The sequence below is a fragment of the Micromonospora sp. NPDC047762 genome (assembly GCF_043204655.1).
Lineage (GTDB): Bacteria > Actinomycetota > Actinomycetes > Mycobacteriales > Micromonosporaceae > Micromonospora.
The window spans coordinates 73,939-99,548 of record NZ_JBIDCQ010000006.1; the positions used below are offsets into that span (position 1 = coordinate 73,939).

At 69.6% G+C, this 25,610-nt stretch carries 25 protein-coding genes; 10 read left to right on the plus strand and 15 right to left on the minus strand.

Annotated elements, in window-relative coordinates:
• Positions 1–118: 118 nt before the first annotated feature.
• The 9 genes from ACGF3C_RS19640 to ACGF3C_RS19680 all read left to right on the plus strand — a co-directional run bounded on the left by ACGF3C_RS19640 (position 119) and on the right by ACGF3C_RS19680 (position 8,280).
• Complete coding sequence (locus ACGF3C_RS19640) at positions 119–280, plus strand: hypothetical protein (RefSeq protein WP_167944793.1); 162 nt, start codon at positions 119–121, stop codon at positions 278–280.
• A gap of 319 nt (positions 281–599) precedes the next feature.
• A complete protein-coding gene (locus tag ACGF3C_RS19645) occupies positions 600–1,544 on the plus strand; it encodes a DNA-processing protein DprA (protein ID WP_393223782.1) in 945 nt (314 codons plus the stop codon).
• The gene (locus ACGF3C_RS19650; RefSeq protein ID WP_393223784.1) at positions 1,541–2,167 is read left to right on the plus strand and encodes a hypothetical protein; all 627 of its coding nucleotides are present in this window, start codon (positions 1,541–1,543) and stop codon (positions 2,165–2,167) included. The genes ACGF3C_RS19645 and ACGF3C_RS19650 overlap by 4 nt, the downstream gene beginning before the upstream one ends.
• Positions 2,160–2,663, plus strand: coding sequence for a hypothetical protein (locus tag ACGF3C_RS19655; RefSeq protein ID WP_393223787.1), 504 nt, complete (start codon positions 2,160–2,162; stop codon positions 2,661–2,663). The genes ACGF3C_RS19650 and ACGF3C_RS19655 overlap by 8 nt, the downstream gene beginning before the upstream one ends.
• 230 nt (positions 2,664–2,893) lie before the next feature.
• Complete coding sequence (locus ACGF3C_RS19660) at positions 2,894–3,307, plus strand: hypothetical protein (RefSeq protein ID WP_393223790.1); 414 nt, start codon at positions 2,894–2,896, stop codon at positions 3,305–3,307.
• A gap of 257 nt (positions 3,308–3,564) precedes the next feature.
• Positions 3,565–4,548 carry a DUF4192 domain-containing protein gene (locus ACGF3C_RS19665; RefSeq protein ID WP_393223792.1) on the plus strand — a complete coding sequence of 328 codons (984 nt, stop codon included), beginning with the start codon at positions 3,565–3,567 and terminating at the stop codon, positions 4,546–4,548.
• Complete coding sequence (locus tag ACGF3C_RS19670; protein ID WP_393223794.1) at positions 4,545–5,378, plus strand: hypothetical protein; 834 nt, start codon at positions 4,545–4,547, stop codon at positions 5,376–5,378. Before ACGF3C_RS19665 ends, ACGF3C_RS19670 begins: the two co-directional genes overlap by 4 nt.
• Positions 5,379–5,865: 487 nt before the next feature.
• Complete coding sequence (locus tag ACGF3C_RS19675; RefSeq protein WP_393223797.1) at positions 5,866–6,741, plus strand: DUF2637 domain-containing protein; 876 nt, start codon at positions 5,866–5,868, stop codon at positions 6,739–6,741.
• A 474-nt stretch (positions 6,742–7,215) separates the two neighbouring features.
• The gene (locus tag ACGF3C_RS19680; RefSeq protein WP_393223800.1) at positions 7,216–8,280 is read left to right on the plus strand and encodes a M23 family metallopeptidase; all 1,065 of its coding nucleotides are present in this window, start codon (positions 7,216–7,218) and stop codon (positions 8,278–8,280) included.
• A 274-nt stretch (positions 8,281–8,554) separates the two neighbouring features.
• On the opposite strand, the gene ACGF3C_RS19685 is transcribed toward ACGF3C_RS19680, so the two are convergent.
• The 8 genes from ACGF3C_RS19685 to ACGF3C_RS19720 all read right to left on the minus strand — a co-directional run bounded on the left by ACGF3C_RS19685 (position 8,555) and on the right by ACGF3C_RS19720 (position 18,684).
• Positions 8,555–8,821: a hypothetical protein gene (locus ACGF3C_RS19685; protein WP_393223803.1), complete on the minus strand. Its 267-nt coding sequence runs from the start codon at positions 8,819–8,821 to the stop codon at positions 8,555–8,557.
• An 84-nt stretch (positions 8,822–8,905) separates the two neighbouring features.
• A complete protein-coding gene (locus ACGF3C_RS19690; RefSeq protein ID WP_393223807.1) occupies positions 8,906–9,328 on the minus strand; it encodes a hypothetical protein in 423 nt (140 codons plus the stop codon).
• Between the two features lie 159 nt (positions 9,329–9,487).
• Positions 9,488–13,294: a hypothetical protein gene (locus ACGF3C_RS19695; protein WP_393223810.1), complete on the minus strand. Its 3,807-nt coding sequence runs from the start codon at positions 13,292–13,294 to the stop codon at positions 9,488–9,490.
• A 363-nt stretch (positions 13,295–13,657) separates the two neighbouring features.
• Positions 13,658–16,483: a BTAD domain-containing putative transcriptional regulator gene (locus ACGF3C_RS19700; RefSeq protein WP_393223813.1), complete on the minus strand. Its 2,826-nt coding sequence runs from the start codon at positions 16,481–16,483 to the stop codon at positions 13,658–13,660.
• Positions 16,484–16,503: 20 nt separating this feature from the next.
• Positions 16,504–16,929 (minus strand): pilus assembly protein TadG-related protein, encoded by a 426-nt coding sequence (locus ACGF3C_RS19705; protein WP_393223816.1) that lies wholly within the window; start codon positions 16,927–16,929, stop codon positions 16,504–16,506.
• Complete coding sequence (locus tag ACGF3C_RS19710; RefSeq protein WP_393223819.1) at positions 16,926–17,378, minus strand: TadE/TadG family type IV pilus assembly protein; 453 nt, start codon at positions 17,376–17,378, stop codon at positions 16,926–16,928. The genes ACGF3C_RS19705 and ACGF3C_RS19710 overlap by 4 nt, the downstream gene beginning before the upstream one ends.
• 26 nt (positions 17,379–17,404) lie before the next feature.
• Positions 17,405–17,827: a TadE family protein gene (locus ACGF3C_RS19715; RefSeq protein ID WP_393223822.1), complete on the minus strand. Its 423-nt coding sequence runs from the start codon at positions 17,825–17,827 to the stop codon at positions 17,405–17,407.
• 11 nt (positions 17,828–17,838) lie between these two features.
• Entirely contained in the window at positions 17,839–18,684 is an 846-nt protein-coding gene (locus tag ACGF3C_RS19720; protein WP_393223825.1) for a hypothetical protein, read from the minus strand.
• Here ACGF3C_RS19720 and ACGF3C_RS19725 point away from each other — a divergent pair.
• A complete protein-coding gene (locus ACGF3C_RS19725) occupies positions 18,683–19,204 on the plus strand; it encodes a DUF6985 domain-containing protein (protein ID WP_393223828.1) in 522 nt (173 codons plus the stop codon). The two genes, ACGF3C_RS19720 and ACGF3C_RS19725, sit on opposite strands and share 2 nt — an antisense overlap.
• Positions 19,205–19,367: 163 nt before the next feature.
• On the opposite strand, the gene ACGF3C_RS19730 is transcribed toward ACGF3C_RS19725, so the two are convergent.
• The 7 genes from ACGF3C_RS19730 to ACGF3C_RS19760 all read right to left on the minus strand — a co-directional run bounded on the left by ACGF3C_RS19730 (position 19,368) and on the right by ACGF3C_RS19760 (position 25,350).
• On the minus strand, positions 19,368–20,225 hold the full coding sequence (locus tag ACGF3C_RS19730; protein ID WP_393223831.1) for a type II secretion system F family protein: 858 nt from the start codon (positions 20,223–20,225) through the stop codon (positions 19,368–19,370).
• Positions 20,225–21,094, minus strand: coding sequence for a type II secretion system F family protein (locus ACGF3C_RS19735; protein ID WP_393223834.1), 870 nt, complete (start codon positions 21,092–21,094; stop codon positions 20,225–20,227). Before ACGF3C_RS19735 ends, ACGF3C_RS19730 begins: the two co-directional genes overlap by 1 nt.
• A 5-nt stretch (positions 21,095–21,099) precedes the next feature.
• Entirely contained in the window at positions 21,100–22,428 is a 1,329-nt protein-coding gene (locus ACGF3C_RS19740; RefSeq protein WP_393223837.1) for a CpaF family protein, read from the minus strand.
• Positions 22,425–22,862, minus strand: a complete 438-nt coding sequence (locus tag ACGF3C_RS19745) for a hypothetical protein (RefSeq protein WP_393223840.1) — start codon at positions 22,860–22,862, stop codon at positions 22,425–22,427. Before ACGF3C_RS19745 ends, ACGF3C_RS19740 begins: the two co-directional genes overlap by 4 nt.
• A gap of 428 nt (positions 22,863–23,290) precedes the next feature.
• Positions 23,291–23,848: an SAF domain-containing protein gene (locus tag ACGF3C_RS19750; protein ID WP_393223843.1), complete on the minus strand. Its 558-nt coding sequence runs from the start codon at positions 23,846–23,848 to the stop codon at positions 23,291–23,293.
• 105 nt (positions 23,849–23,953) lie between these two features.
• Complete coding sequence (locus ACGF3C_RS19755) at positions 23,954–24,163, minus strand: hypothetical protein (RefSeq protein ID WP_245241330.1); 210 nt, start codon at positions 24,161–24,163, stop codon at positions 23,954–23,956.
• Between the two features lie 656 nt (positions 24,164–24,819).
• Positions 24,820–25,350 carry a hypothetical protein gene (locus ACGF3C_RS19760; RefSeq protein WP_393223846.1) on the minus strand — a complete coding sequence of 177 codons (531 nt, stop codon included), beginning with the start codon at positions 25,348–25,350 and terminating at the stop codon, positions 24,820–24,822.
• Between the last annotated feature and the right edge of the window lie 260 nt (positions 25,351–25,610).

Consider the following 25,610-nt stretch of genomic DNA (forward strand, 5'->3'; position numbering starts at 1 on the left):
GCCCGCCCGTCAACGAACCGAACTACGGACCGTCCCGCTGCGGACGCAGGTGTCGGTGACCCCGACCTTCCCAGTCGCGTTTCGTCCGCAAGCGCGGCCAGCTGAGAGGAATTTGTTGATGCCCAAGCACGTCGCCCCCGAGACCAAGAGCGGCTTCCTGCGGCGTTGTCTGCGCCGTGGATTGCATCCCGCGGTCCACGTCCTTGCCCTGGTCAGCCTCCACGTCGTCGCCCTGGTCGTCATCTCCGCGACCGGTCTCGGCTCGCTCGGGGGCCACTGACACCGACCAGTTCGCGCAGGGCGGCCGTGCCACTCGCGCCGATAGCCGTACAAGGGCGCCACCGCCACACTCCCGCGACCGAGCGCCCTCGAAGGGCACCCGCTTCCGCAGGTTGAGCTCGCGCTGATTCGCCTGCCGCCTCTGACGAGGCTGCGCCCCTCGACCCAGACCTCCGCCGGCCGTACCCCCGGCGATCCCGAGATGACTGCGCCTGGGCGCGGCGAAGTGCCGCGCCCAGGCCCAACAACTCTCCCAAGGGAGGCATGGCCTGGCGTCGCCAGCCCCGCATCCCCTGACCCGGAAGGAGACAGAAGCTGACATGAGCACCATCGACGACCCAAGAATCGCCCGCGCTGTCCTGGCCCGGCTGACCATTGTCGGTGACCGACTCGTCCACACGATGATTCACGATGAGGGCCCGGAAGCGGTCCTCCACCGGTTGATCGCCGGCCACCTGCCGCAGGCCGAGGCACGTTCCGCAGCTGCCGAACAGTTGGGTGCAACCGGTCTGCGGCAGGTCGCCACCAGGATCGTTGTCGACACCGAACGGATCGGTGCGCGGATCGTCATCCCGCAGGACGCAGAGTGGCCCACGGCGCTGGAGGACCTGAACCAGCACCGCGACGCCACCGACGACGATGTCCGGCTGCCCGCCCCACCGCCATGCCTGTGGGTTCGCGGCGCACAGCCCCTCGTAGAAACGCTGCACCGGTCTGTCGCGGTAGTTGGAGCCCGCGCGGCCACCAGCTACGGGCAGCATGTCGCCGCAGAACTCGGCCACGGCCTCGCCGAGAACGGGTGGACCATCTTCAACACCGGTGGGTACGGCGTCGACGCCGCAGCGCTTCGCGGCGCACTGACGGCTGGCCATCTGGCCGTCGCGATCAATCCCGCTGGACTCGACCGTCCCCACCCGCAGGGTAATTCAGCGCTGTTCGAGCGGGTCTTTCTCATCAGCGCCTGGCCGCCCGGCAGCGCACCGTACCGAAGCCGCATCGCCGTCAACGGTGCCTACCTGGCAGCGATGACTGGCGGATGCGTGCTCGTAGAGGCAGCCCTCCGCAGCGGCGCCCGGACCGTCCTGGCGCAGGCCGATGCCCTCGGCCGACCTGTGATGGCGGTGCCCGGTCCGGTGACCTCGGCCCTTTCCGTCGGCTGTCACCAGGCGCTGCGCGAGACGCCGCGGGTGCGTCTGGTCCGGGACGTCGCCGACGTCATCGGACACCTGACGGAGCGACACCCATCCGAGGGAACGACGACATGAAGGCCCTACCGAACCGGCTGGACCTGCTCGAGTTCGTCAGAGCGGCGGGCAAGACCGACGCCAGGATCGGCACCTCGCTGCCCACCGACCACGATCTGTGGGCGGTCGCCCACCGCAGCCGGAGAGTCGTGTCGCCCGAACAGATCGATAACGACCTGCTCGCCGAACTACGCGACGCCTTCAACGACGGGCGGCAACCCACCCGCTTCGACATGCAGGCCGTGGTCGTCGAAATCGCAAGGCACGGTCATCAGGCACACATCGACCACTCGGGCGGCAATACCGCCACCATCTACGCCGGAGGCCTACACACCGACCAGATCGGGGATGCCCGCTGGGCGGTCACCGCCGGCCCCGGCTGGTTCGCAAAACCCGATCATCAGGAGCCGTTCGCCGACACGAGCGAGTTCCAGATTGGACCGGATGACGATGCCTGGACTATCGCGGTGCCGGACCACACCAGCCCAACGGAGGTCGCCGCCCTGATCGTCGCGGTCATCGAGCAGGTCGTCGAAGGGCATGCACGCCTCACCGAGTCCCCACCCCTACCAGTCCACATCCCTGGCCACGATCAGTCGGACGCCGCGGAGGAGGAGCCAACGCGGGGTCAGGTTCATGACTGACATCGTCTGCTCTCGGTGCCAGACCCTCAGCAGGCTGAGGCGTCACGGCCTGCCGTGGTGTGAAGCCTGCGAAACGTACCTCGTCATCGATGCCGGGTCCGACATGTGGGTCAGTTTCGCCGATCACGAACATCGTCGGTGCGCGGCGGAGAACGAGCGGGACATTGCCCAGTCCGTCGACCTCGTCAACGAGCACCTGCCAGAGGCGCAACGGCTGGTCCCGGAGGGGTGGGCCGCCCGCCGCCACCAGACCGACGGTGCCCGGTGCACCGTTGCCATCGATGCACCGGCTGTCAACGCCACCAGCTACCTGTCCCCGCCCGACGGCAAATTCGGCTGGTACGTACGCGTCCACAACCGCGCCACCGGGGTCGACTTCCCGCTCTACACCGACGGCGGGGCGCGCGCAGCATCGTTCGAAACGATCGAGGCTGCAGTCGTCGCCGCTGTGGAAGCGCTCCGCGTGGAGAGCGCCGAGGAAGCGCGGCGTCGCTGACGGTCTGAACACGCAGTAGCAGGTGCCGCGAGCTGAACGCCCAGGACCTACTGGGCCCCTGCACCCCCTCCACTGGCCAACCGAATGTCGCCCCGTCGCGCAATCGCACAACCAGGCGCTGCCGGCCCGGCGATGGCGGCGCACGGTGCTGGCCAGCACAACAACCGACTTTGCAGCCCGGGACCGCCGCTCGCGGTCCCGGGCCGCTCACTCTGAAAGGACCAACCTCGATGACTGACGACGCCTCTGGCGGTAACAAGGACTACCCGTACATCCGTGCCTGGGGCCGCATGCGTGGCTCCGCCCCCGACTATCTGGCCTACCTGCTCGACCTGGCCCGGGCACAGAACGCGCCAGCCGACGCTGTGGAGTTCCGACACCGCGATGGTCACTGGATCACCACCGCCGAAATCTGGGCCGCCGACAGCCGCCGCCACCTGGGTCTGGACCCGATTCCACCGATCGCGCCCGACCTCGACCTGGTCGTCGCGGAGATCGGCAACGCGATGCGCTGCTCGCGCTGGATGACCGACCGCAACGGGCTCCGAGAAGTTCAGCGCCTGGACGTGCACCGACTCCGGATGACCTTCGCCACCGGCTTCACCGGCGACCTGCACGTGGAGATCACCCCACCCCGGCCGTGATTCCGCTCGCGCCGACGGCCGTGCACCGCGGGCGTGCGCACCTGGCTTCGTCCGGCGAGAAGGCATCCCTCTGCGCGTAGCCGTCGACGCGCGCCTCCATGCGTACCCGGACCTGAACACACGCCGGCGCGCTCGGGTGCGCCCCGGGGCGGAGTCATACGCGCCCGTTGACACCTGACCGAACTCGATCAGGCCACGCAATCCCACACCAATCCACCCGCTCTCGCGCGGTGGATCCGAATCGGAAAGGAAACACGATGACCAGCCCCGACAACTCCATCCTGCCGGTGCGTTCGGCCGCAGAGATGCTCGCTGCCGTGCCGCACCTGGTCGGATTCCACCCGACAAACAGCATCGTCCTGATCGCGATCGCCGGGACGAAGGTCGCCCTTGTCACCCGGGGAGATCTGCCCGCTGGACTGGACGACATCGCACAGGCGTTGCCGGCCCTCGACCAGGTCCACGCGACCCACGTGGTGATCGCCGCATACGGGCCGGAAGATCTCGCCACACCGGCGGTCGATGCTGCCCGTGCGGTACTCACCGTCGCCGGCCTGCAGGTGTACGACGCGCTGCGCGTCACCGACGGCCGGTACTGGTCCTATCTGTGCGACAACCCAACGTGCTGCTCACCCGAGGGCACCCCCTACGACGCGGTCGCCAGCCCAGTGTCGGTACGGGCCGTGGTATCCGGATCCAGCCCGTTCGCGGACCGCGCAGCCCTTGCGGCATCCATCGCACCCACCGACGGTGCCCTCCGTACCGCCATGGACGAAGCAACCGCCCGCGCCCGGCGACGGCTGGCGGACCTACCGGCCAACCTCAGCGCCGTCGAGGCCGAAGGACGGGCAGCGTTGACGGAGGCGGCCAACCGGTACCGGAGCGGCCAGCGGTGCACCGATGACGAGATCGCCTGGCTCACCATGCTGCTCACCACCATCCCCGTCCGGGACCATGCCTGGCTGACCGCCAGCCGCGAGGAATGCCACCTCGACCTGTGGCGGGACCTCACCCGGCGCGCCGACCCGGACCTGGTCGCGGCACCAGCCAGCCTGCTGGCCTTCACCGCCTGGCTGCAGGGGAATGGTGCGCTCGCCGACATTGCGGCGCATCGCGCGCTGACGGCCGATCCGAGCTACGGGATGGCACTGCTCGTCCTCGATGGCCTCCGCGCGGGCATCCCCCCGTCAGTCCTCGAGGACTGGCAGAGGTGGGCTGCCCAGCACACCGACCGCCCATGATCCGCTGCGATCAGGAGGGGACCAGCACCGTGATCAACCCACCCACTGACTCGGCCGCCACCGTCGTGCAGCAGACCCCTTGGGGCACCGACGAGATCCTCGACCTGCTGTATGCCGGTTTCCAGCACTCCCGCACCGTCACCCCGGACATGGACGCCGTCCGCGCCGCCGCCGACCTCGTCGCCCAACAGATGGCCCTTCTCCGGCAAGCCGACACTGATCTGATCGCCGCGCTGCGCGGCGCACTCACCCAGGCCGATCACGAGATCCGCGACAGCAGCGCGGCCATCGAGGAACGCTACCGGCAGTTCGTCGACCTGGTTCGGCGCTGGATCATCTTCGCGGTCAACACCGGAGCTTTGACCGTTCCTGACGCCAACGAGGCCCTGCGCTACCTGACCATGCCCCCGCCATTGCGGACCCACTTCGAGGCCACTGTCCACACCCCGCTCGCCATCGAGACCGACGCGGACAGCAGCGACGAGGCCGTAGCCGCCGCAGAACGCCTCCTCCGCGTCGAACTTCGCTGCCTACGGGACGCATCCGTCCACCCGACCAAGCAGTGGCAACTGAGGCTGCGCGCGCTCGACGAGACGCCATCGACCAGCAACGTCAGTGGCGAGCGAGGTTCCCGTTATCGGATCGTCTTCGTGGTGCCGCTCGTCGTCGAAGTCAAGGCCCTCGATCCGCGAGGTGCCATCTCCGTCGCGGTCGACGTCGTAGCGAACGACCTGGACCGCCTCGAGGTCGCACGCGCCCACACCGACAAGATCCGCGCGGTCGACGTGGTGCCCGTCCACCACCGCGAGTACGACTTCGGCACCGACTGACGACCGCGTTCTCCACGCCCGCACCCGGGGTGACGCACCACCAGGTGCGCCCCTGGGCGCCGGATCACACCGATGTGCGGTGCCGGCGCCCTGGAGGCGCCGGCACCGCCCTTCTGGAAGGCACAAACCTGATGCGATTGACCACCAGAACGCGTGGCCAGCTCGTCACCATCGCGCCCTGCCTGCTTACCTCCGCGACCCCGTATGGACACGCCACCGGCCCAGCCTCTGACCGCCAGGGGGACAGCGGCCCCGCGGTGGACGTCGTCGTTTGGACGAGCGTCCGGCAGGCGTATGTGACGACACCCGGCACTTCACGCAGCCTCGCCCGACCGACCCGTGACATCGGGGTCGCGCCGTCGCGACAACGGGCGGGTCGCTGATGGACATCCGACTCGTCCTCGTGGGCATCGCCGTCGCCGTCACCGTCACGGCAATCGACGTCGTACTTCGGCGAACCGCCCGCCCGGTCGGACCAAGACGAACCTTGACTGACCTCGTCATCACCACTGCAGCCACCCTGACCACCCTCGGCCTGGCGGGTGTCGCCGGTGCGGTCAGCTACGACCACCTCCGCGAACTCGCCGAATCGCGCGGTGAGCAGGGCTGGAAGGCACACGCCTTCCCGCTGACGGTCGACGGCATCGAGGTCGTCGCCACCTTGGCGATCCTCGCCGACCGGCGGGCCGGCCGCCCTTCGGGCGCGTTCCCGTGGATCGCCCTCGCCGCCGGCGGTGTCGTCAGCCTCGGCGCGAACATCCTCGTCGCTGAGGACGACGTCATCGCCCGGATCATCGCCGGCTGGCCCGCGGTCGCGCTCATCGCCGCGATCAAGATGCTGTCGCGGATGCTCGAACACCCCATCGCCAACCCGGTGCAGCGTGATGACACAACTGAGCCGCAGGCGAGCGGCATGCGACACCTCACCGAGCCGGAGATCGCGGGGCGAGCGCCGGACCACGACGACAACAGGCCGGACGACGTGTCGCGACACGATCCCGACGTGTCGCGGGATGACCCTGACATGTCGCGACACGACGGCGATGGCCACGCGCCCGGCGAAGACCTCGAGCAGCCGTGGCCGGTCGACCTGATCCGCCGCATCCCCGTGAATGCCGACCGCTACCGTCGCTGGCAGGCCGTCTGGGCGGACATGAAGGACGGCGAGACCGACCTTCGTGCCCTCGCGCAGCGACACAACTTTGATGTGCGCTCTGTCCAGGCGATCCGGCGCGCCGGCCAGGTCGGCATGCTCGACCACCCGATCCCGACCGCCCGCCGGTTGGCCGAGCTGGCCTCCCACAACGGGAGCCACGACAGCTCGCCCGAAGCGCCAGCGGCACCCTCAAGCCCTGGGTCCTGAGTCTCAAAGAGCGCTGGCTCCGCATGTCGGTCCCCGCCGGTCCCCCTCTGTCCCGGTGGTGGGTCGTCTGCCTCACTTCTGTAGAGGGGCAGAGGGAGCCGGCGCGGGGCCACACCTTGGACGGACTCATTTCTCGAGGTCGAAGGGCGACCCGCCTGGGTCCTCGCGCCCATGGGCTCCCGCCGGAGCCTGGTCCGCCGATTCAATCCTGCTCAGCCTGCCCGGGATCCGCGTCCGACCTGTCCTCTTGCTGTCGATGCCCGCCCGCTCGAATCCGATATGCACCTCCTGGTGCCGCATATGCGGCCCCTTTTGCGTTTGTAGACCTGCTCGTCGCAGCGCCAGACCACTTCGACTTGCCGTACACGCCGGGGTCAGCTCCTTGGCGCCGCTGCGACTGCTCACCAGTGGAGGAAACATGACCATCAAGACGCGTCTCCGCACCACCAATCGACCTGAACGCTGGAGCCGGCGGTGAGTCGTCGAATGCTCGCCACCCTGCTCGCTGCCGTCGTCACGGTGGTATTCGTCTGCTTCGCGGGCACCGGCCTCCTGCTGAAAGGCTCCGCTGCCGGCTGCGGCTCTGGTGCGACGCCCGGTCGATCGCTCGCCCCAGCGCCGCCCGGTGGGTGGCCCGCTGTCGGCCGGTGGGATCGCAATCAGGTGGCCAACGCTGCCGTCATCGCCGCCGCCGGAGCCAGCAAGGGCGTGCCCACTCGGGGGTGGGTGATCGCCGTCGCCACCGCGATGCAGGAATCGACGCTACGCAACCTTCCCAGCGGCGACCGGGATTCGGTCGGACTGTTCCAGCAACGACCCAGCCAAGGATGGGGAACCGTCGCTCAACTTCTCGACCCGGCCTACGCTGCCGGTAGGTTCTACGCCAAGTTGATGACGATCCCCGGCTGGCAGACCATGCCGCTTACCGAGGCAGCCCAACGTGTGCAAGTCAGCGCCTATCCCGACGCGTACGCCAAGTGGGAGCCGGAAGCCACTCAACTCGTCGGCACGATCACCAGCGGCGAGAGTTCACTACCAACTGGGCGGCTGGCCAGCTGCGGCGGTGCCACTGGGCCCTGGACCCAGCCAGTCCTCGCGCCTGTCGGCTCGGGCTTTCGCACCGCAAGCCGGCCCGGTCATGACGGCGTAGACCTCAGCGCCCCACGCGGCACCGTGATCCGAGCCGCATCCGCCGGCATCGTCAGCCGGGTACGCTGCAACGCCATCGACAACCGTGACGGCAGCAACTGGGGCTGCGACCGCGACGGAGACCCGGGCCTCACCAGCGGCTGCGGCTGGTACGTAGACATCGATCACGACGGCGGGATCATCACCAGGTACTGCCACATGGACGAACCACCGCGGGTCGAGGCCGGCGACCACGTCGTGGTCGGCCAGCCCATCGGTGTCGTCGGCTCGACCGGCCATTCATCCGGGCCGCACCTCCACTTCGAGGTCCACGCCAACGGTGATGCCAGTGCGGGAGCGGCCATAGATCCGGTTCCATTCATGATCAAATTCGGCGCGCCGTTGGGGTAGCCGGCCTCTCTGCCGGTCCCCATAAGTGGCCGGCCGTCTCATAAACGTGGCGCCCCGGGTTGGCGCTTGCGCCAATTCCATGAGGAACCCGTGCCCCCGACGAGGATGGCAGTTTTTCGGCGATCCAGATGGTCTGGGTGCCGGCCTTGGAGCGCCGGGCTGACCTGTCGACCACCAAAAGTAACGTTGCGTAACGACGGAAGCGTCAACTGCACTGCTGGTGGTGCCTGCGCGGATCTGTCGATGAGCGTGCACATGATCTTGGCGCGCCAGCTTACGTCGCCGCGGACCGAAGGTCTTCCTGGAGCCGGGCGAGGTATTGCAGTGGAGGCGCCGACGGCACTGGATCACCCTTGTGCGCGAAGGTCTCAACGCCGTCGCTGTCCAGTGGTTCGTTGATGGCGTCGAGAACGCCGAACGCCGAGCTGGCGTCGATGGCGCCAAGCCGTCCCCACTCGGTCATGGCGGGCACCCTTCGGCCGACGCCCGCACGCCGCTCGGTTGACCTGCTGTCGTGGATCAGCGCGCTCGTGGGTGCCATCGAGCGACTGTAGCTGCAAGGACGGCGCCGCCGCCGTGGCGTGCGCGGCGCCGTCCTACCCGCTGCGGGCGAAAGCGTGTGCGATTACAACAAGCAGGGCGACCAGTAGCAGATGTTACGGGTGGCTGTCTTGCCGGTCGATGGGCGGTTGAGCCCGAAGGTGGTGGAGTGCTCGCCGTCGGTGGAGCAGCCCCACTTGAACGTCACGGTCGTGCCGCCGGTCCCGACGTTGCTGAAGTTGAAGTAGTACGGCCGCGTCATGCCGCTGCCGCTCAGCGTCGCCCAGCCGTGCTCGCCGTTGGTCGCCTCGACCCAGGCCCACGTGACGGTGTTAGTGGTCGCGTAGTTGCAGCCGACCTTGCCGTTGAGGGTCACGGCCGGTTCCCACGGCCATGCCGCCGCCGGCTGGGGCGCCACGGCGACGCCGCCGAGCGCGGTGGCCAGGACGGTCGCCACGAGTCCGGCGAACCGGCGGCGGGTGCGCGGTGCTGCGGATGTTGCGGTCATGAGCTCTCCCTGTGTGGCGTGGCGGCCGGGGTGCCGCACGCCGAGCGAACAGGACGGCGGTCGCCCGGCGAAAGGTGCGCGGCCCGGTCCGGACAACTCCGGACGGGCCGCGCGTCGGCCCGGACAGATCCGGACAGGCCGCTTGCTGCGGGAACGGGCTCAGCAGGGCGGGCTGTACGGCACCCCTGGCACGTACTGGTCCCATTCCACGGGGCTGATGCCCACGCCGGAGGTCCGGCAGATCTCGGCCCCAGCGGCGGCTGGGTCGATGCCCCACAGGCGGGTGGTGCCGTTGTCGCTACCGGCGGCGAGGACAGTGCCGTCGGGGCTGAACGCGGCCGTGTAGTAGGCGAGGTCGGCGCGGCCGAGGGTGGCGACGACCGCGGCGCGGGCCGGAGTCGTGACGTCCCACAGCCACACCGTGCCGTCGGTCGACGCCGTGGCCAGGGTGGTGCTGCTGGGGTGGAACGTCACCCAGTACACGTAGCTGGTCGGTCCGAGCAGTGGCGCCGGGAACCGTACCGGATGCGCGGGATCGTCGATCGACCAAAGCTGGACGGTCTTGTCGGCGCCGCCGACCGCGAGTAGCCGCCCGTCGGGGCTGAACGCGGCGCTGTAGGCGTAGCCAGTGAACCCGCCGAGGGTGGTCAGCGGCGCCAGCCGGGCCGGGTTGCGCGCGTCGAACAGCCGCACGGCGCCGTCGGTGTCGGTCGCGGCGAGGATTGGCGCGTGGGGGTGGAACGCCAGCGACAGGATAATGGCCCCGGTGCCGGGCACGGTGGCCAGCAGGGCTGGTTGCTGCGGCTCGGCGATGCCCCACAGGTACAGGTTGCCATCGTCGCCGCCGACGGCCAGCAGGGCACCGTCGGCACTGAAGGCGACCGCCTCGACGAGGGCGCGGGCGCCGCTCAGCGTGGGGGTGAGCCGGACCGGCCGTTCGGGTTCGTGGAAGTCCCACAGGTCGACGTCGCCAGCTCTGGTACCGGCGGCGAGCAGCCTCCCGTCGGGGCTGAACGCGGCGGTACCGGCATAACCCCCGACGGGGCGGCGCAGCACCGGACCCGGCGGGCCGTGCGGGTGCATCAGCCGGATCGTCTCGTCTCTCGCGGCCACAGCGAGTGTCGCGCCGTCCGGGCTAAACGCGGTCGAGAACACCCCGCCTGCGGGGCCGGTGAGCAGCGGCCCGGGCAGAGGCCACAGGCGCACGTGACCGTCGGTGCTGCTGGTGGCGAGCGTCTGCCCGTCGGCGGTCAGCGCGACGGCGGTGACCGGGGCGGGATGCGGCAGGGTCTGCAGGACACGCCTGCTGTCGATGTCGTACAGGCGTACGGTCTTGTCCGACGAGCCGGCCACCAGCCGCTGGGCGTCCGGGGTGAACGTCACCGCGTTCACCCAGCTGGTGGTGCCGGTCAGCGGGGCGCCGCGCGGCGCGCCCCTGCGCGGGTCGGTGACGTCCCACAGCCGGACGGCCTGGTCGCTACTGCCGCTGGCCAGCAGCCGCCCTCCAGCATCGAACGCCACGCTGAGCACCTTGCCGGTGTGCCCGGCCAGCGCCGCGATGTGCGCCGGACTTGGCACGGCGGCCAGGTCCCACAGGTGCACCAGGCGGTCGGCCCCGCCGGCGGCCAGGACCCGCCCGTCGGGGCTGAACGCCAGCGCCTGCACGCCTGCGGCGCCGTCCAGAGGCGGCAGCGGTTCGACGGTACTGCCGGCGACGCTCCAACGGTGCACGACGTGCTCGGCGCTGCCGGCAGCCAGGGTGCGCCCATCGGGGCTGAACGCGAGGGCGTATACGGTGCCCGCCGGACCTGGCAGCGGCGGCAGCGGCTCGGGCCGGGCCGGGTCGTCGACCTGCCACAGGAACACGCGGTCGTCCGCCCCAGCGGCGGCGAGCAGGCGGCCGTCGGGGCTGGCGACCAGCGCGTACAGGGCGTCAGCCGGGCCGGTCAGGGTGGCGAGCGCCGTCGGTACCGCCGCATCGGTCGCCCACAGTCGCACTGTGTGATCGGTGCCTGCCGCGGCGAGCAACGATCGGCCGGGCAGCACGGCAACGGCCTGGGCGGGCCGGCCGAACGGTGCGAGCCGGGTCGCGCTCAGCGTGGCTGCGGCGTCCAGCAGGCTGGAGCGCGCCTCCACGGTGGGTGCGGTGCGGTACGCGGCCAGCGCCAGCTGCCGCGACAGGGTGGTGTCCCGGCCGCGCAACCAGTCCGCCCGGCCGGCGATCATTCGTGACAGCGCCGCGTTGCGCTGGACGATCGCGGCCCGCCGCTCAGTGTCGGCGGCGGCCCGCTGCTGGAACGCGTAGCCGGCCAACAGCAACATGAGCACGGTCAGGGCACTGAGCGCGGCAAGCGTCTGCTGTAACCGGCGGGTGCGCCGCCGCGAGTGCCGGGTGCTGATTCGCAGGAACTCCCGCAGCGGCGGGGACAGTAGGGCGGGATGTTCCGCGGCCCAGCCCTGCGCCGCCGCGAGTCGTGTGCCGCGGTACAGCGCGTTCGGGTCGCGACCGTCTGTCTGCCAGATTGCGGCCGCCGTGGTGAGCTGCTGGCGGATCAGCAGGCCGGCTCGGTCCGCGCGCAGCCAGCAGTGCAGCCGGGGCCACGCCGACAGTAGCGCCTCGTGGCTGAGCTGTACCGTGTCGGCCTCCGCGGTGACGAGGCGGTGCTGCACGAACCGTTCCAGGACCGCCTCGGCCGCGTCCGCGTCGGCAGCGAACTCGGCGAGCAGCGCGGCGGTCGGCACGACCCGGCGGGTGTCGACGGTGTCCTCGCCCAGGTGGACCAGCGCGGTCAGCAGCCGGCAGGCCACCTCCTGCCGCGACGGGTCGAGCCCGTCGTAGACGGCGCTGGCGGTAGCCGCAACCGCCCCGCGCACGCCGCCGACGTCCCGGTACGCCGCGTGCGTCATCCGCCGACCCTCGTCGTGCCGCCACGTTGCGGACAGGGCGTGCGACAGCAGCGGCAGCGCGGCGGTCTCGGCTGCGTCGCCGCCGCCGAGTCCGGCTACGTCGGCCAGCAGCACCTCGACCAGGCCCGGCTCGATTTCGATCCCGGCCCGCTGCGCCGGACCGGCGATCACCGAGTGCAGCTCGTCGCGGGTCATCGGCCCGACCGTGAACTGACGCAACTGCGCGGCCCGCAGCAGCAGCGGGTGACGCAGCGCCTGGGCGTAGAAGTCGGCCCGCAACGCGACCACCACGACCACCCGGCCGGGCGCGGCGCACAGCCGTTCCAGCCCGCGCATGAAGGCGTCAACGTGTTCGGTGGTGAGCGTGAACAGCTCCTCGGCCTGGTCCACGACCAGCAGCGCCGGTCCGGATGCGGCCGCCACGGTGCTGGCCCGCTGCGCCAGCTCCGTCAGCGGGTCTGCGCCCGGTGTCATGACCTCGACCGTCCAGGCGAACGGGTTTTCGGCTGGCGACGCGCCGCCGTCGGGCGGTGTCTCATCCGTGGGGGGTGGTTGCAGGCTCGCCACGAGGCCGGCGCGCAGCAGCGACGACTTGCCCGAGCCTGAGGCGCCGACGAGCAGCAGCACACCACCGCGGTCGGTCCGCAGCGCCTCGACCTCCCGGATCAGGCGGGCGGTCAGCCGATCGCGGCCGAAGAACCACCGGGCGTCGCCTGGCTCGAAGCTGGCCAGCCCTCGGTACGGCTCCTCGGTGGAGTCCGGGGCCACCAGCCGCCGCCGCACCCGCCGCCAGGCGGCCAGCCACGCCTCGATTGCGTCCGGCTTGACCTCGCATACCTCCAAGACGCGCAGCAGCAGCGGCTGCGACGACAACGACGGCAGGCCCCGGGCGGAAAACCAGTCGCCGATCGTGCTCACCGACCCGCGAGCTCCGGCCAGCGCCGCGACCTGCCGTACGGTCAGCCCTGCCTGCTCGCGCTGCGCGGTGAGCGCGCCGGCGAACTGAGCACGGTCGACGATCCGCGCCGGGTCCGGCTCGTCGTGGTTGCCTTCGGCCATCCAAACCCCCACCCCACCCGTTGTGATCGGCACGCTACCGAAAGCCACATCGATGCGCGAGGGTGTAGCCCTCGGCAGCACCTAACGATCGACCAGCATCGCGATCCGCGGCAGCCGCTGCGGGCCTGGCCCGCTGCGGATCGCGACTGCGAGACGCTGGCCCAGCATGCCTTCGACGCGCTCGGCGGCACGCCCGGCGAGTGGTATGCGCCGCTGTTGACGTACCGCAGGTCGCACCGGCCGTATGACCGGCGGGGAAGCTCACCCTTGGTCGCCGACAGGTGCCGGAGTTCGCCATGGGACGAAGGTTCGACCTGCCAGTGTCCTGGCTTGACGCATGGTCGGTCTCGACCCGGTGGACTTTCAGTCCGACTGTCCGTCGGTGTGCGGTAGGGACTTGTGGAGCAGTCGACCTGCGAGTCGATGGGTTTCGTCGGAGACGTCCTCGTCGATCTCCTGAAGCGCTGAGGTGAGTGCTGCCAGCCGCGCGTTGATGGCTGCGGTGTCATCAGTGGCGGCATGAGCGTTCATGGCGAGGCGAGCGACCTCCTCGTTGATCGGGTCGATGTCGCAGGCAGCGTCGAGAAGGGTCCGGGCTCGACCGGGGTCGGTGTCGGCGAGCAGAACCGCGAGTCGGGCGTGGATGTTGACGCCGACCTGCCTGCATCTGTGCTGCGGTCCGTCCATCCATTCGAAGCTGTCGTCGTAGAACAGGCCGTTCCAGTTGCTGACTGCGTCGTCGAGCGCCGCGCGCTGGGCGGCCCGGTCGGTCGTCGCGCCGGCGCGGTTGACGGCGTCGAGGACGCGCCACCAGTCGATGTCGAGCAGGGCCGAGTCGAGGTAGTAGCGCCCGCCGGGGTTGACGACCGGTTTGAAGGTTTCGCTGACCGCGCTGGGGTCGAGTCCGGTGGCGTGGGTCAGCCGATTGCGCAGGTTGGCGACGTTGGTGGACAGGCGGTCGCGGGCGCGGCGCGGGGTGGCATCCGGCGTCATCGCTACCTCGATGTCGGCGATGTCGGCACCTTGGCGGTGAACGGCGAGGTAGGTGAGGAGTTCATAGCTTGCTCGGCGGACGCCGGCGACGGGGTTGCCGTCGGCGCCGAAGATGATCGGCCGGCCGAGGACCTGGACGCGTACCCGTGACTGCCGCTTCCCGCTCGCTCGGTCAGGTTCAGTGGGTGCGGTTGGCCTGACTGGCGGTGGTGGGCTCGCGGTGGTCTCTGCCGTGGATGTGTTGTCGCCATTGCTCGTGGAGCCCGGCCCTTCGGGCGTCGGGTCGCTGGGCGGGGGAGATGGCGGCTCTCCGGTGTGAGCCTCGCGAATGACGGTGAGCAGCTGCAAAGTGGTGTCGGCGTCTAGGACCGACAGCTTGGGGGTCTGTCCCGGCTCGTTGCTGGTGGTGGTGCCGTCGCTCGTAACAGTGAGGGTGGTGCCGCGCGGCCACTGGCCGGCGATGACTGCGCTGATGGCCAGGGGATGGCCCAGGTGCAGCGCGGTGGATAGCCGAGCCCGGATTGCGGTGTCGGGGATGTCGGCGATCAGTGTGATCGGCGGAAGCGGATCGTGGTGCGGGTCGGCGTCGTGGAGCGCGGCGACATCGGTGACGTCGGCGTCGGTGACGGCACGTGTGCGGTGGATGATCTGTTCTTCGACGTAGGTCAGGGCGTGGTCGAGTCCGGCGGTGACTCGCAGCCGAGGTAAGGCACCGACCAGGTCGGTGATCGCGGTGCCGCCGAGCAGGTCGGCGAGAACGGTCGCGGGAATCACCACCTGCCCGCGGGCATCTGGGTCGTGAACACCGCCGGAGGAGAGCGTCGCTACGAGCATCGCGCGGACGGCGTCGGCTCCGCCTGGTCCGGTGAGGCCGAGGCCCCCGCGTGGGTGGTCGGGTAGTCCGGCCAGTTGCGGTCCGGACGGCCCGATCGGTGCCAGCGGCGGCCGCTCGGCGCCCGCGAGGTCACGGACTGTGGGTTGTGGCGGCGGGGGTGCCAAGAGTTCGGGTGCCTGCTCACGGACGGCCCGCCGAAGCCGGCTGACCACCGCCGGCAGGGGCTGCAGAGTGGGATCGGTGGCCGGGTCGATGTCGGTGACGGGGTTGTAGCGGGTGCGTCGGCGTAGCCACACGATCGACGAGGCGGCGGCCAGTGCAGCGGCCAGTCCGATGCTCACCCATCCGCCCGGTACGCCCACGCCGGGATCCTCACCTGGCGGCCGAACGGCATCGCTCTGGTCAGGCGTCACCGGGCTGGCGCTGCTTGGGGTCGAGGCCGGACCCGACGGCGCCGGCATGCCCGGTGCCGGCTCGACCACACCGTCCGGATCCTCAGCGGTTGAGGAGGACGGTGTCGACATGGGTGGGGCTGTCGACGTGGCCGGACCCGGTGACGCGGGCACCGGGCCGGCACCCGGCGGTCGGGCGGGATTAGAGGGTGCCGGCCCGGTGGCTGGTGGCGGGACAGCGTCGGCTGGCATCCGTAGGTCCCAGCCGGGTTGGATCAGGCGGGGGGCTCGCATTGTGCCGCCCACCTCGAAATGTCGGCCGCGGTTGAGCTGCCAGATCTCGGGCCAACGGTTGCCGTCGTCGAGGCACTTCTCGGCGATGACCCAGAGGCTCTCGTTGCGTTGGACGACGTACACGTAGCTGTTGCCTTTGATGAGAACGTGGTGTTCGCCAGCGCAGAGGATCGGCGGTTGCTGCTCGATACCGACCTTGGCTGGGCCCGTCGCAGCGTTGCCGACAAGCACCACCGGGGTGGCGTGCGCCGCGGCCGGAACGACCGCGGGCAATGGCGGGGGAGTCGCCGCGGCTGGCGCGACGGTGGCGGTGGCGACGACCCCGGCAGTGAGTCCGGAGAGCAGCCAACCCGCCAGAGTCTGCACGGACGTAAAGCCGCGCAGTCTCGGCATGGGCAGGCCGCGAATTCCGGCGATCGCCTCGGCGAGGAGGCTGGCGGTGAACACGGCCCAGAGCAGCCACAGGGCGATGGCCAGCAGGTTGACCGCCATCGTGTCGGTAAAGCCGGCGGTGAGCCATGCCTGCCAGCCGGCGGCGTCCTGCGGGACGGTGCGGGGGAGGGGCCAACCGATGTAAGCGGCGAGACCGTAGGGGATGCCGACGGTGATGGACAACAGCGCGGTGGCGCTGGCGAGGCGGGTGAGAAGCCGGCCGAGCGCCGCGGTGACGATCATGGCACCCCCTTCACGGTGGTCTAGCTGGTCACGGGTTCGGCGCGCTCGGTGGTCGAGACGGTGACGGTGGTGATCCCGATGGCGGCGAGTAGCGGCGTGGGTCCGGTCTTGGTGACGGTGACCGTGACCAACGTCGTGGTGGCGGAGACGGTGCCGGTCGCTCCGACCTGGGCGAGGTACTCGGTCGCTGCTGCTTCGGCCAGGACCGGGTCGAGTTGTACGGTGCCGGCCGTGCGGAGTAGGAGTAGATCGATCCGGTCTGCTCCGGCCCGTGCGGCCTGTTGGGCGACGTTGCGGGCGTCGACGCGCATCGTCATCGCGGTACCGCCGTCGATGATCAGTGCGGCGGCGAGCATGCCGACGAGGAACATGCCGGCTGCCCAGCCGGTGCCCGAGCCGCGGTCTTCGCGCAGTTGGCGGCGGCCCGTCGCCAACCAGGGGCTCACGGGACGATCTCCGAGTATGTGTCCAGTGGGGCCCTGGCCGTTGCGGTCGTGTCGGCGCCGCCCGGGGCGTTGACGCCGATCAGGTCATCGGTGGAGATGTGGCACGTGATGGTGACGGTGACCGAACCGCCACGGGCGAAGTCGTCGAGGCCCGTGACAACGGTCAACGGGGTGCATCCGCGGGCCCGGCCGGCGAGGTCGCCGCGGGCGGCTTCCTCGGCGGCGGACTGGGCGGCAGCGGCGGTTCGCTGTTGGGACGCGGCGCGCGCGGCGGACGCGGCGGCGGCGTGTACGTCGAGGCGAGTGGCCGACAACCGCCAGGCGCCGACGATCAGCATCGCCACGATCACCATGACCGGCAGGACGAGCCCGACGACCTCGACCGACACCGAGCCGCAATCGCCCGACAGACTCTGCCGACGCAGTGGTGCTCGACTGCGCTTCGTCATCGACGCCTCGCTCCTTCCGCCCGGTCTCAGCCGACGGGTGGGACATCTTCGGTGGGTGCCTGGACCTGAACCTCGATGGGTACGGTGAGCCCTGGCACGGGAACGACACGGTTCGCCGTGCCGGTGATCGTGACGGTTGTGGTGACCGGCCCACGTTCCACGGTGATCTGGATGTCGTCGATGCCGGCCGGGTTGGTCTCGGCCAGGACTTCGGCGGCCTCACTGCGGCCGGACTCTGCCGTCGCCCCGTAGACACGCGCCGCCTGAAGTCCCTCCTTGGCGGCGTGCCGGGCCGACTGGTCCGCCAGCGACCAGACGGCGGCTTGCACGATCACGGTCAGGGCGAGCAGGAAGATGACGGTGTAGCCGACGGTCTCGGTCGTGACTGAACCACGATCGCCGCAGAGTTCGCTGCGGAGGTGTTGCCTGGTCCTGCTCGGACTGCCCATGATCGTGACAATCAGAAACCGATGGTGATAACCAGGGAGTTCCAGTACTGCGTCACGGTGTCCCGGAAGAGCATGCCGATTCCGCCGACGACGACGATGAAGATGGCGATCCACATGATTGTGTCGACGGTCTCGGCTCCGTGCTCGGGATTCTCACGGATGGCCCTGAGCCCATAAGCAAGGTTGGCGCGTAGACGGTGGATCATGGTGATCAACTCCTTCGAGCAGCCGTAAGGATGCGGTTTGTCGGTAACGCCGTGGGTTGTTCCACGGCTTGCTTGCGGGATGCCGGTCGAGGTCGAGGTGGCAGCGCTGGTCGCCTCGTGGAGCCACCGTTGACTGCTTGTCGAGATTCCCGACGCCTCTGATTCGAAGCGAGTGATCGAGACTCTCAAGGTGGCGGGTCGGTGAGTATCGCGGCGGCGCGGCACTCGCTGCCCTGATCGCGTTCCACCCGCAGCGATCCCACCAGGTCGTCGCCATGCAGCTGCATGAGATCCCTGAGGGCCGTCTGCGCCACGGCGCTCGCCGCCCGTCAGGCAGCGACTCACCGCGTGGCTCGACGAACGACAGCGGCGCTGGCCGAACACCGCCAGCCCGCACCTGTTCCTCAACCACAACAACGCCACCCGCACCGCCCTGGCCAGCACCCACTGGATCACCAAGACGATCGGCTTCTCGGCCCAAGCGTTGCGGATGGACCGCATCGTGCACAAAGCCATCACGTCCCCCGGAGACGTGCGCCGACTGACTGACATGTTCGGCGTGTCCGTTCCCACCGCCGAGCGGTACGCGTCCGGCGGCATCGAACCTGCCGAACCACGCGCCAGACCGCCGCTGCCGTAGGGTGCCTGCATGGACATCCCCGGCCTTGGGACGGTCTTCAAGGACCTCGACGGGTGGTACCGCAGCGAGCCCGTCCACGTGCCAGCCCTGGGCGACCGCGTACTCAACGTGATGGTTAACGGATACGACGACGACCCGGCCAAGGAAGAGTTCCACGCAGCCATCGCGGCGTTCCTCGACATCGACGACTCCGTCCTCAAGGCCGCCGCACCAGCGATCTTCGACTACTACCAGGACGTCGTATTCGAGGCCGCCCACGGCACCATGCTCGTAACGATCTCCAATCCTGAAGAAGTCTGGGCGCACATCCACCCCGTCGAGGCTGCCGTCGAGCGCGACAGCTTCCGCGACCAGCATGTGTACGTCACCGTGGAATGCAACTGCGACTGGGAGCCCGAACACGGACTCCAGATCGTTCTGCGAGACGGCCGAGCAGTGACCAAGGTTGGCCCATACGACGGCCACCTCACCAACGCAGCCGCCTTCAACCGCGACGACCTCGAAGGCGTCGTCTACCACCGGCTGAGGTAGCGCCACCGGCTGTGACCGTCCGGCACCTGCCGTCGTCGATTGATGAACGGCGATCACCCTGCCGTCAGTTCGTGAACCCACGGACTCGGATAGCCTCACAGCTGCGTACCTCCCTTCAGTTCCGGCGTAACGACACTTCGGAATTCGTGAACTCACTGACCTTTTAGAGGCCGGTGCGGATGGCCGCGATGGCCGGGTACAGCAGGAACAGGCCGTAGCCGACGGCGATGAGCATGACGGGTAGGGACATCCGGACCCCGGCCGAGCGGGCGGCGGATTCCATTGCGGCGGTTGTGCGAGCGCGCATCCCTGAGGCTCGGGCAGCGAGGGAAGCACGGACCCGGGCGCCTTCGGCACCGGCCAGCTGCATCGTGGCGGCCAACTCAGCCAACTCGTTCACGTCGGTGTCGAGGCCCAGTTGTCCAAGGGGCCGCCACGGCGGCTGCCGGGTCAGCCGGGCGGTGCGTAGCGCGGCGCGCAGTTGGTCGGCGGCCCAGCCGGTACAGACGCTTGCCGCATCGTCGAGGGCCTGTTCGACGCCGGCGCCACCGGCCAGGCTGATGGTGACCAGGTCGAGCATCACCGACAGGGTGTGGCGCAGCTGGGCACGTCGCCTCTCAGCCTGGGCGCGGGCTCGGGTGACCGCCCATCGGTAGCCGATCAGTCCGCCCAGGCCGGCGAGCCACAGCGGCACCAACCCGCCGACACCCCACAGTGCGGCCAGGACGGGCAACGCCAGTACCCCCAGTCCGATGGCCGCGGCTTGCTCGGCAAGGAACGTGGGAACGTCCTTCTGCAGCACTGCCAGATCGCTGCGGGTGCGGGCGGTGGGCAGGCCCAGGCGCACGAGGGGTGCGCCAAGCACCTGATAGCGGCGTTGTCGGGCGGTCATCGGCGGCGGCGCCGGACGACGTAGGCCGTCGAGCACGTCGACCAGGGCAGGTCGGTTGGGACGCAACCCCAGCAGGACCAGCGCAAGGCCGGTTCCGGTTCCGGCGCCCAGCAGCAGCGCGTCCCGCATCACCTCGTCACCACCTGGGGGTGGGGGATGGCGCCGGCCAGCACCCGCTCGTCACGGGCGATCCGGGACATCCGGCTGAGCCAGATGAATCCGACGGCGAACATCGCACCCACGATGGCGAGTACGACCTGCCCGGCCAGAGTGTCGTAGGGAGCGAGGAACGTGCGGTTGAGCAGCACCTGACCGACGGCCATGACCAGGGTGATCGCGATGATGATCCGCACCGACGTGCGGGTTGTCGCCCACTCGGTCTGGATGCGCATCCGTGCTGCAGCCTGCTCGCGTGCGGTCGCCGCGAGCGCGCCGAGCTGCTCGGCGAGGTTGCGAGCCTGTCTGGTGGCCGCCAGCAGCAACGACGCCACGACCATGTCCCCGGTCGGATGATCGAGATCAGCGGCGAACGCGCGCAGCGCGACCGGCAGGCGGACCCCAGCGTCGATCGCCTCCGACAGCGCGATGACCTGGGGTCGGATCGCCGCTGGCGCGGTGCCGGCCGTCGCGGCGATCGCCTCCTCCAGCCCAGCCGCCGCAGCCAGCGTGTCGCGCAAGCTTTCCGTCCAGCCCGCGATCGCCTCCAACTGCTCCTGCTCACGCTGATGAACCCGGTTCCCGACCAACACCGTGGGCAGGCTCCACGCTGCCAGGCCAGCCAAGATCGCGCCGACCAGCCATCCGGTTACCAGCCCCGAGACCACCGCCGCGATGATCACCGTTGCGGCCCGCACGGGAGTTACGGCCGCACCAGCTCGTCGTAGCAAGCCGTCGACCGATGCAGGGCTGTCACGGTCGCGCCGCCGGATTCCGTCAACGATCAGCCACAGGCCAAGGCCGTTGAGTAGCCCGACCAGCAGCACGACCGGCATGGCCATCCGTGTCACCACCCGTCACGGTCGAGGACAGCAGGGTCCAGGCCAACATCGACGAGCCGATCCATGGTCTCGTCCCGCAGCCGGGTCGCCGGCACCGCCTGGCGACCAGGACCGGGCCGGTATACCTCGTTGGACATGATCTGGTCCCCGTCGGTGCCGACGATCTCGCGAACGGAGGAGACGACCCGAAGGCCATTGGGAGTGCGGTTCAAGTGCACGACGATGTGCACGGCTTCGCCCAGCAGTGACGTCGCGGCACTTCGTGGATAGGACGCCGGGGGCTCCATCGCATAGGTGGTCATTCGAAGCAGCGCCTGCGAACTCGACGAGGCATGCACCGTCGCCATCGACCCGTCCACCCCGATCGACATGGCCTTGGCCATCTGCACGACCTCAGCCCCGCGAACCTCGCCGAGGATGACCCGATCCGGCGTCAACCGCAGCGCGGCGCGGACACACTGATCCAGGCTGAACTCGCCCACGCCCTCAATGTTTGCCTGCCGTGCCTGCATCGAGACCATGTCCGGGTGGACCTGCGGGTCCAGCGACAGCTCGCGGGAGTCCTCGATCACGATGAGGCGTTCCTGCGTGGGAATCGCGGAGGCGAGGGCTCGCAGGAATGTGGTCTTTCCCGCAGCGGGGCCGCCGCTGATGACGATGTTCCGACGGGCCAACACCAGGCCGGTGAACAGATCCGCCATCGTCGGTGTCAGCTCGCCCATCCCCACCAGGTCGTCCAGGCTCACCTTCACCATCGGATGCCGGCGGATCGACACCGCGACGCGGTCGCTGATGACCTGCATCGCGTGTAGACGCGCTCCGCCAGGAAGCTGCATGGCGAGTTCGGGGGAGTCCGGGTCGAATCGGCGCTCATGGGCTCCGAGCCGGGCGCCCATGTCGCGCAACTGCTCGATCAGTTCAGCATCGGAGTTCGCGACTGCGGCCACCCGCGCGCGGCGGCCGTCGCGGTACTGCACCTGGACGTTGTCACAGCCGTTGATGTTGATGGTCTCGATAGCCTCGTCGTCGAGGAGCGGTTGCAGCCCGCCGGCGCCAACGAAGGAATTGCGCAACGCTTGTCGAATCCGATGCTCGGCGGTCTCGCTCAGCGGGGGTTGCCCGCGGTGCAACGCCTCGCGCGCGTACTCGTCGAGAGCGTTGGATATCAAGAGGTCGACGTCGCCCGCGTTGTCTGCTCTGCCGACGACCGACACCTGTAGCCGGACGGCGACCGTGGCTCGTAACGCATCGAGAACATCTCGCTCGCCACTGGTCAGGGCGTGGGCGCCCCCCACGCCCATGCTGTTCCCCGGAGCGGAATGCCGAGCGTTCATCGGCCGCTCACCCCGGCGTGCTCCGTCACCGGCGCGACGGACGTCTCGGTACTGGCGTGCCGATCGAGGTCCAGTGCAAGGCCACGACAGGCCCGCAACAGTGGCAACCGCGTCCAGCCCGTCGACTGCCAGCCCCGCCGCGGCACCATCCGTCCGGCCAGAATCCCGGCGCCTCGACGGTCGTTCGGGACGGTCGCGGCCAGCGGCAGCCCAAGGCTGCCGGCCACCTCCACTGCGGGCCACCCGTCGCCACCTACGGTCACCAGCTGTACGTCCCGGACCAACCCGGTCAGCTGCTCGACGTGCTCGCGTCCCTGGCTGAGGTCTCTACCTTTTGCTGATGGGATTGGTCGGCCCGTCGGGCCGTTCAGTCGCACATCCGCAACCCGTACCTCATCCTGTACGGGCCTCAGCACCACCAGCAGGATGTCCACTGCCGACAACAGCGCAGACGCCGGCGAAGCTGGCTCCCACCGGCCCACGTCGAGCACCAAGGCTGGCCGGCCAGCGGCTAGCACTCGCAGCATCCGAGGTCCCCGCACAGCTAACGCCCGCAGGCTCGCCGCCGCGGCCCCAGGCTCCGCCAGGACCACATCCACCCCTGACGGCAACGGTTGCACCCACCGAGACGGATCCATCCGGACGCCGGCCCCGGATCGGGCATCGGCGGCCATCGACGCCAGCCCTGGCTCCCGCCCGCCATCGTGGTAGGTCCGACCGAACCGCGCCATCAGGTCGCCGCCCGCCGGGTCCGCCTCCACGACTACGGCGCCTGGCTCGGGCCACCGCAGTGCCAGCCCCAGTGCGAGCGTTGTCGCCCCCGGCGAACCCTTCGCGCTCGTCACCCCGATCAGCACGGTGCTCAGCCGCCTGAGCCCTGCAGAATCAGCGATACGTCTCCCGGAGTGACGCTGACCTGAAGTGCCGCGTCTGACGACAGCAGGAGCGACACGGCCGTCAGCCCAGCTGCGTCGGGGACCTCGATCGCTGACACCGACGCGGACGCCCGTACCGGCTGCACAGCTGCGGTTCCGTTGCCAGTCGGAGGCACGACCAGAACGGTCACCCGCGAACCCACGGTCATGCCGGCCGGTGCCTTGCCCGCCTTGACGCCGACGGCGACGACTGATTGGCCCACCGGCGGAAATGCCGAGCCACCCATCTGACCGGGCGACAAGAGGCTCCCGGCCACCAGCGGCACCGCCGCCGTCCGACCGACGACCGTCTCGCGCTGCGATTCGCCTACCACCTGCACGGCATCGCCGGGCACGATCCGTACGACCTTCAAGTCTGGGTCCCGGATCGTCTGGCCTGCCCCCACGTCGCGGGCCAGCGCCAGAACCGGGGTTGCCGGATCGGTCCGTAACGCGGTGCCGGCGAACAGCAGTGAGCACGCGATTGCAAGGACCAGCCCCAGCACCACGTTGCGCGGTGAGCGTCGGCGCACACCAACTGGCGGAGGTGTGGATGGCGACCGCCCGTTCGCCGCCGTGGCCGGTGCTCTCGTCAATGACACGGCCATCGGTCAGCCCGCCCCATTGAGCGCGGACGAGCGCTGCACCCGAAGCGGCACCGTGGCGGTTGTCGTTACAGGTTCGACCGACCCCGACGTGCCGCCACCGACCCAGCCGATCTCCCAGGTCACCGTCGCCCGCACCTCGTACACGCCACCCGGTTGGCCACTCGACGGTGCCTTGTAGGTGTGGCTGCAACTCGACGCTGCAGCCGGATCCATGCCCGCGCTCCACGGCATTCCCGCACCCGAGCAGGTAAAAGACGCCCCGTCACCAGTCGACCACTGCACCTGCTTCGGTGAAGCGGTCGCCGTCACGCTGAGGCCGGGGACCGAAGCCGTCGCTGACCGAGCCCGATACGAAGGGCCGTCCAGCCACAGCCACGTCGGCACGTTCAGCAGCTGAGCCGCCGGCGGCGCGGGATTGGCCCGGATCGCCGGCACAGGCAGACTCAGCCGGGAAATCGCAGACCGTGCCAAGACCGCCGGATCCGGCGACTGCGCATCCGCGATCCACACTGGCAGCCTCGCCGAAGCCCCGCCATCGCTGACGCAGTGGCGCGAATACCACGCTCCGGGCTGAGGGGCACCCGCTGGCGGATCGTCCCGGCCAATCAAGACGTAGCGGCAACCGTCCGCACCCTCGTGCCCACCACCGGCGCCACCACCGGTGTTCGACCCGCCGTTGTGTTCGTCCCCGGAGCTCCCGTTGCCGGTAGAGGGCGGTGTACCCACCTCGATGGAACACTCAGGCACGTCAGGAGTAAGGCCGCAGTCCACCGGCTTCCACTTGTCGGCTTGAGCGGGGGACGCAACCACCAGCAGAACCAGGCAGCAGGCTGCGGGCATGACACCGACAGCTGCCAGGAGCCGGAGCCTCAGCACGAGCCGACTCCCTGTACCCCGAAGGAGGTCACCTTCCAATTCTCGCCGACTACGCTCACGGTGGCGTTGACCAGCCGGCGCCCGCCCGGGGAGTCGGTGAACGGAGTGCCATTCGGAGTCGCTCTCACCCTGACCGCGCCGGAGGTATCCGCGCAGTCTCGGACTTTCGCCTGAGTCGGCGCGGCCGCGGGCGTGAGGGACTGGATCGACGGATTCACAACGACTTCGCCCCGCCCGACCAGACCGTCGCGACGATCGGACTGCAGGCCGCTCCTCAAGACCTTCAGCGCATCGCCGGTCGCGAATTTGGCGAGCTCCGGATGGTCCGGATTCGACGTCAGCCCGGCGTCGTCGTAGGCGGCCCACATGCCGCGGTACGCACCCAGCGCGAGATTCTCCGGCGTAACCGGTTCGGCGGGAGAGGTGGAGTGGTCGCCGGAAGTCGGCGTTGGTGAGCCACTCTTGTCACCGTCACCACGTGTGCAACCTGCCCCAATTCCCACCAGGCCGATGAGCGCGAGCACGGCCACCACCCTCCCCCTACGGTGTGCCACCAGTTGCCTCCATCACGGTCAACATGTTCTGTCCTATCCCAGAATCAGAGCCTGCCGCTACGGCACGTGAGTGCGCTACAACTGCGCGCGCCAATCGTGCGTCCAGATCGTGCGCACCGCTGGTAGGGCCGCATGGCGCCAACGCGACGGACTGCTCGGCGCCGCGCGGGCGGTGATCAGAGCGGGGTCATCGACAGCCACTGCTCGTTACGGCTGGATTTCGTTTTCAC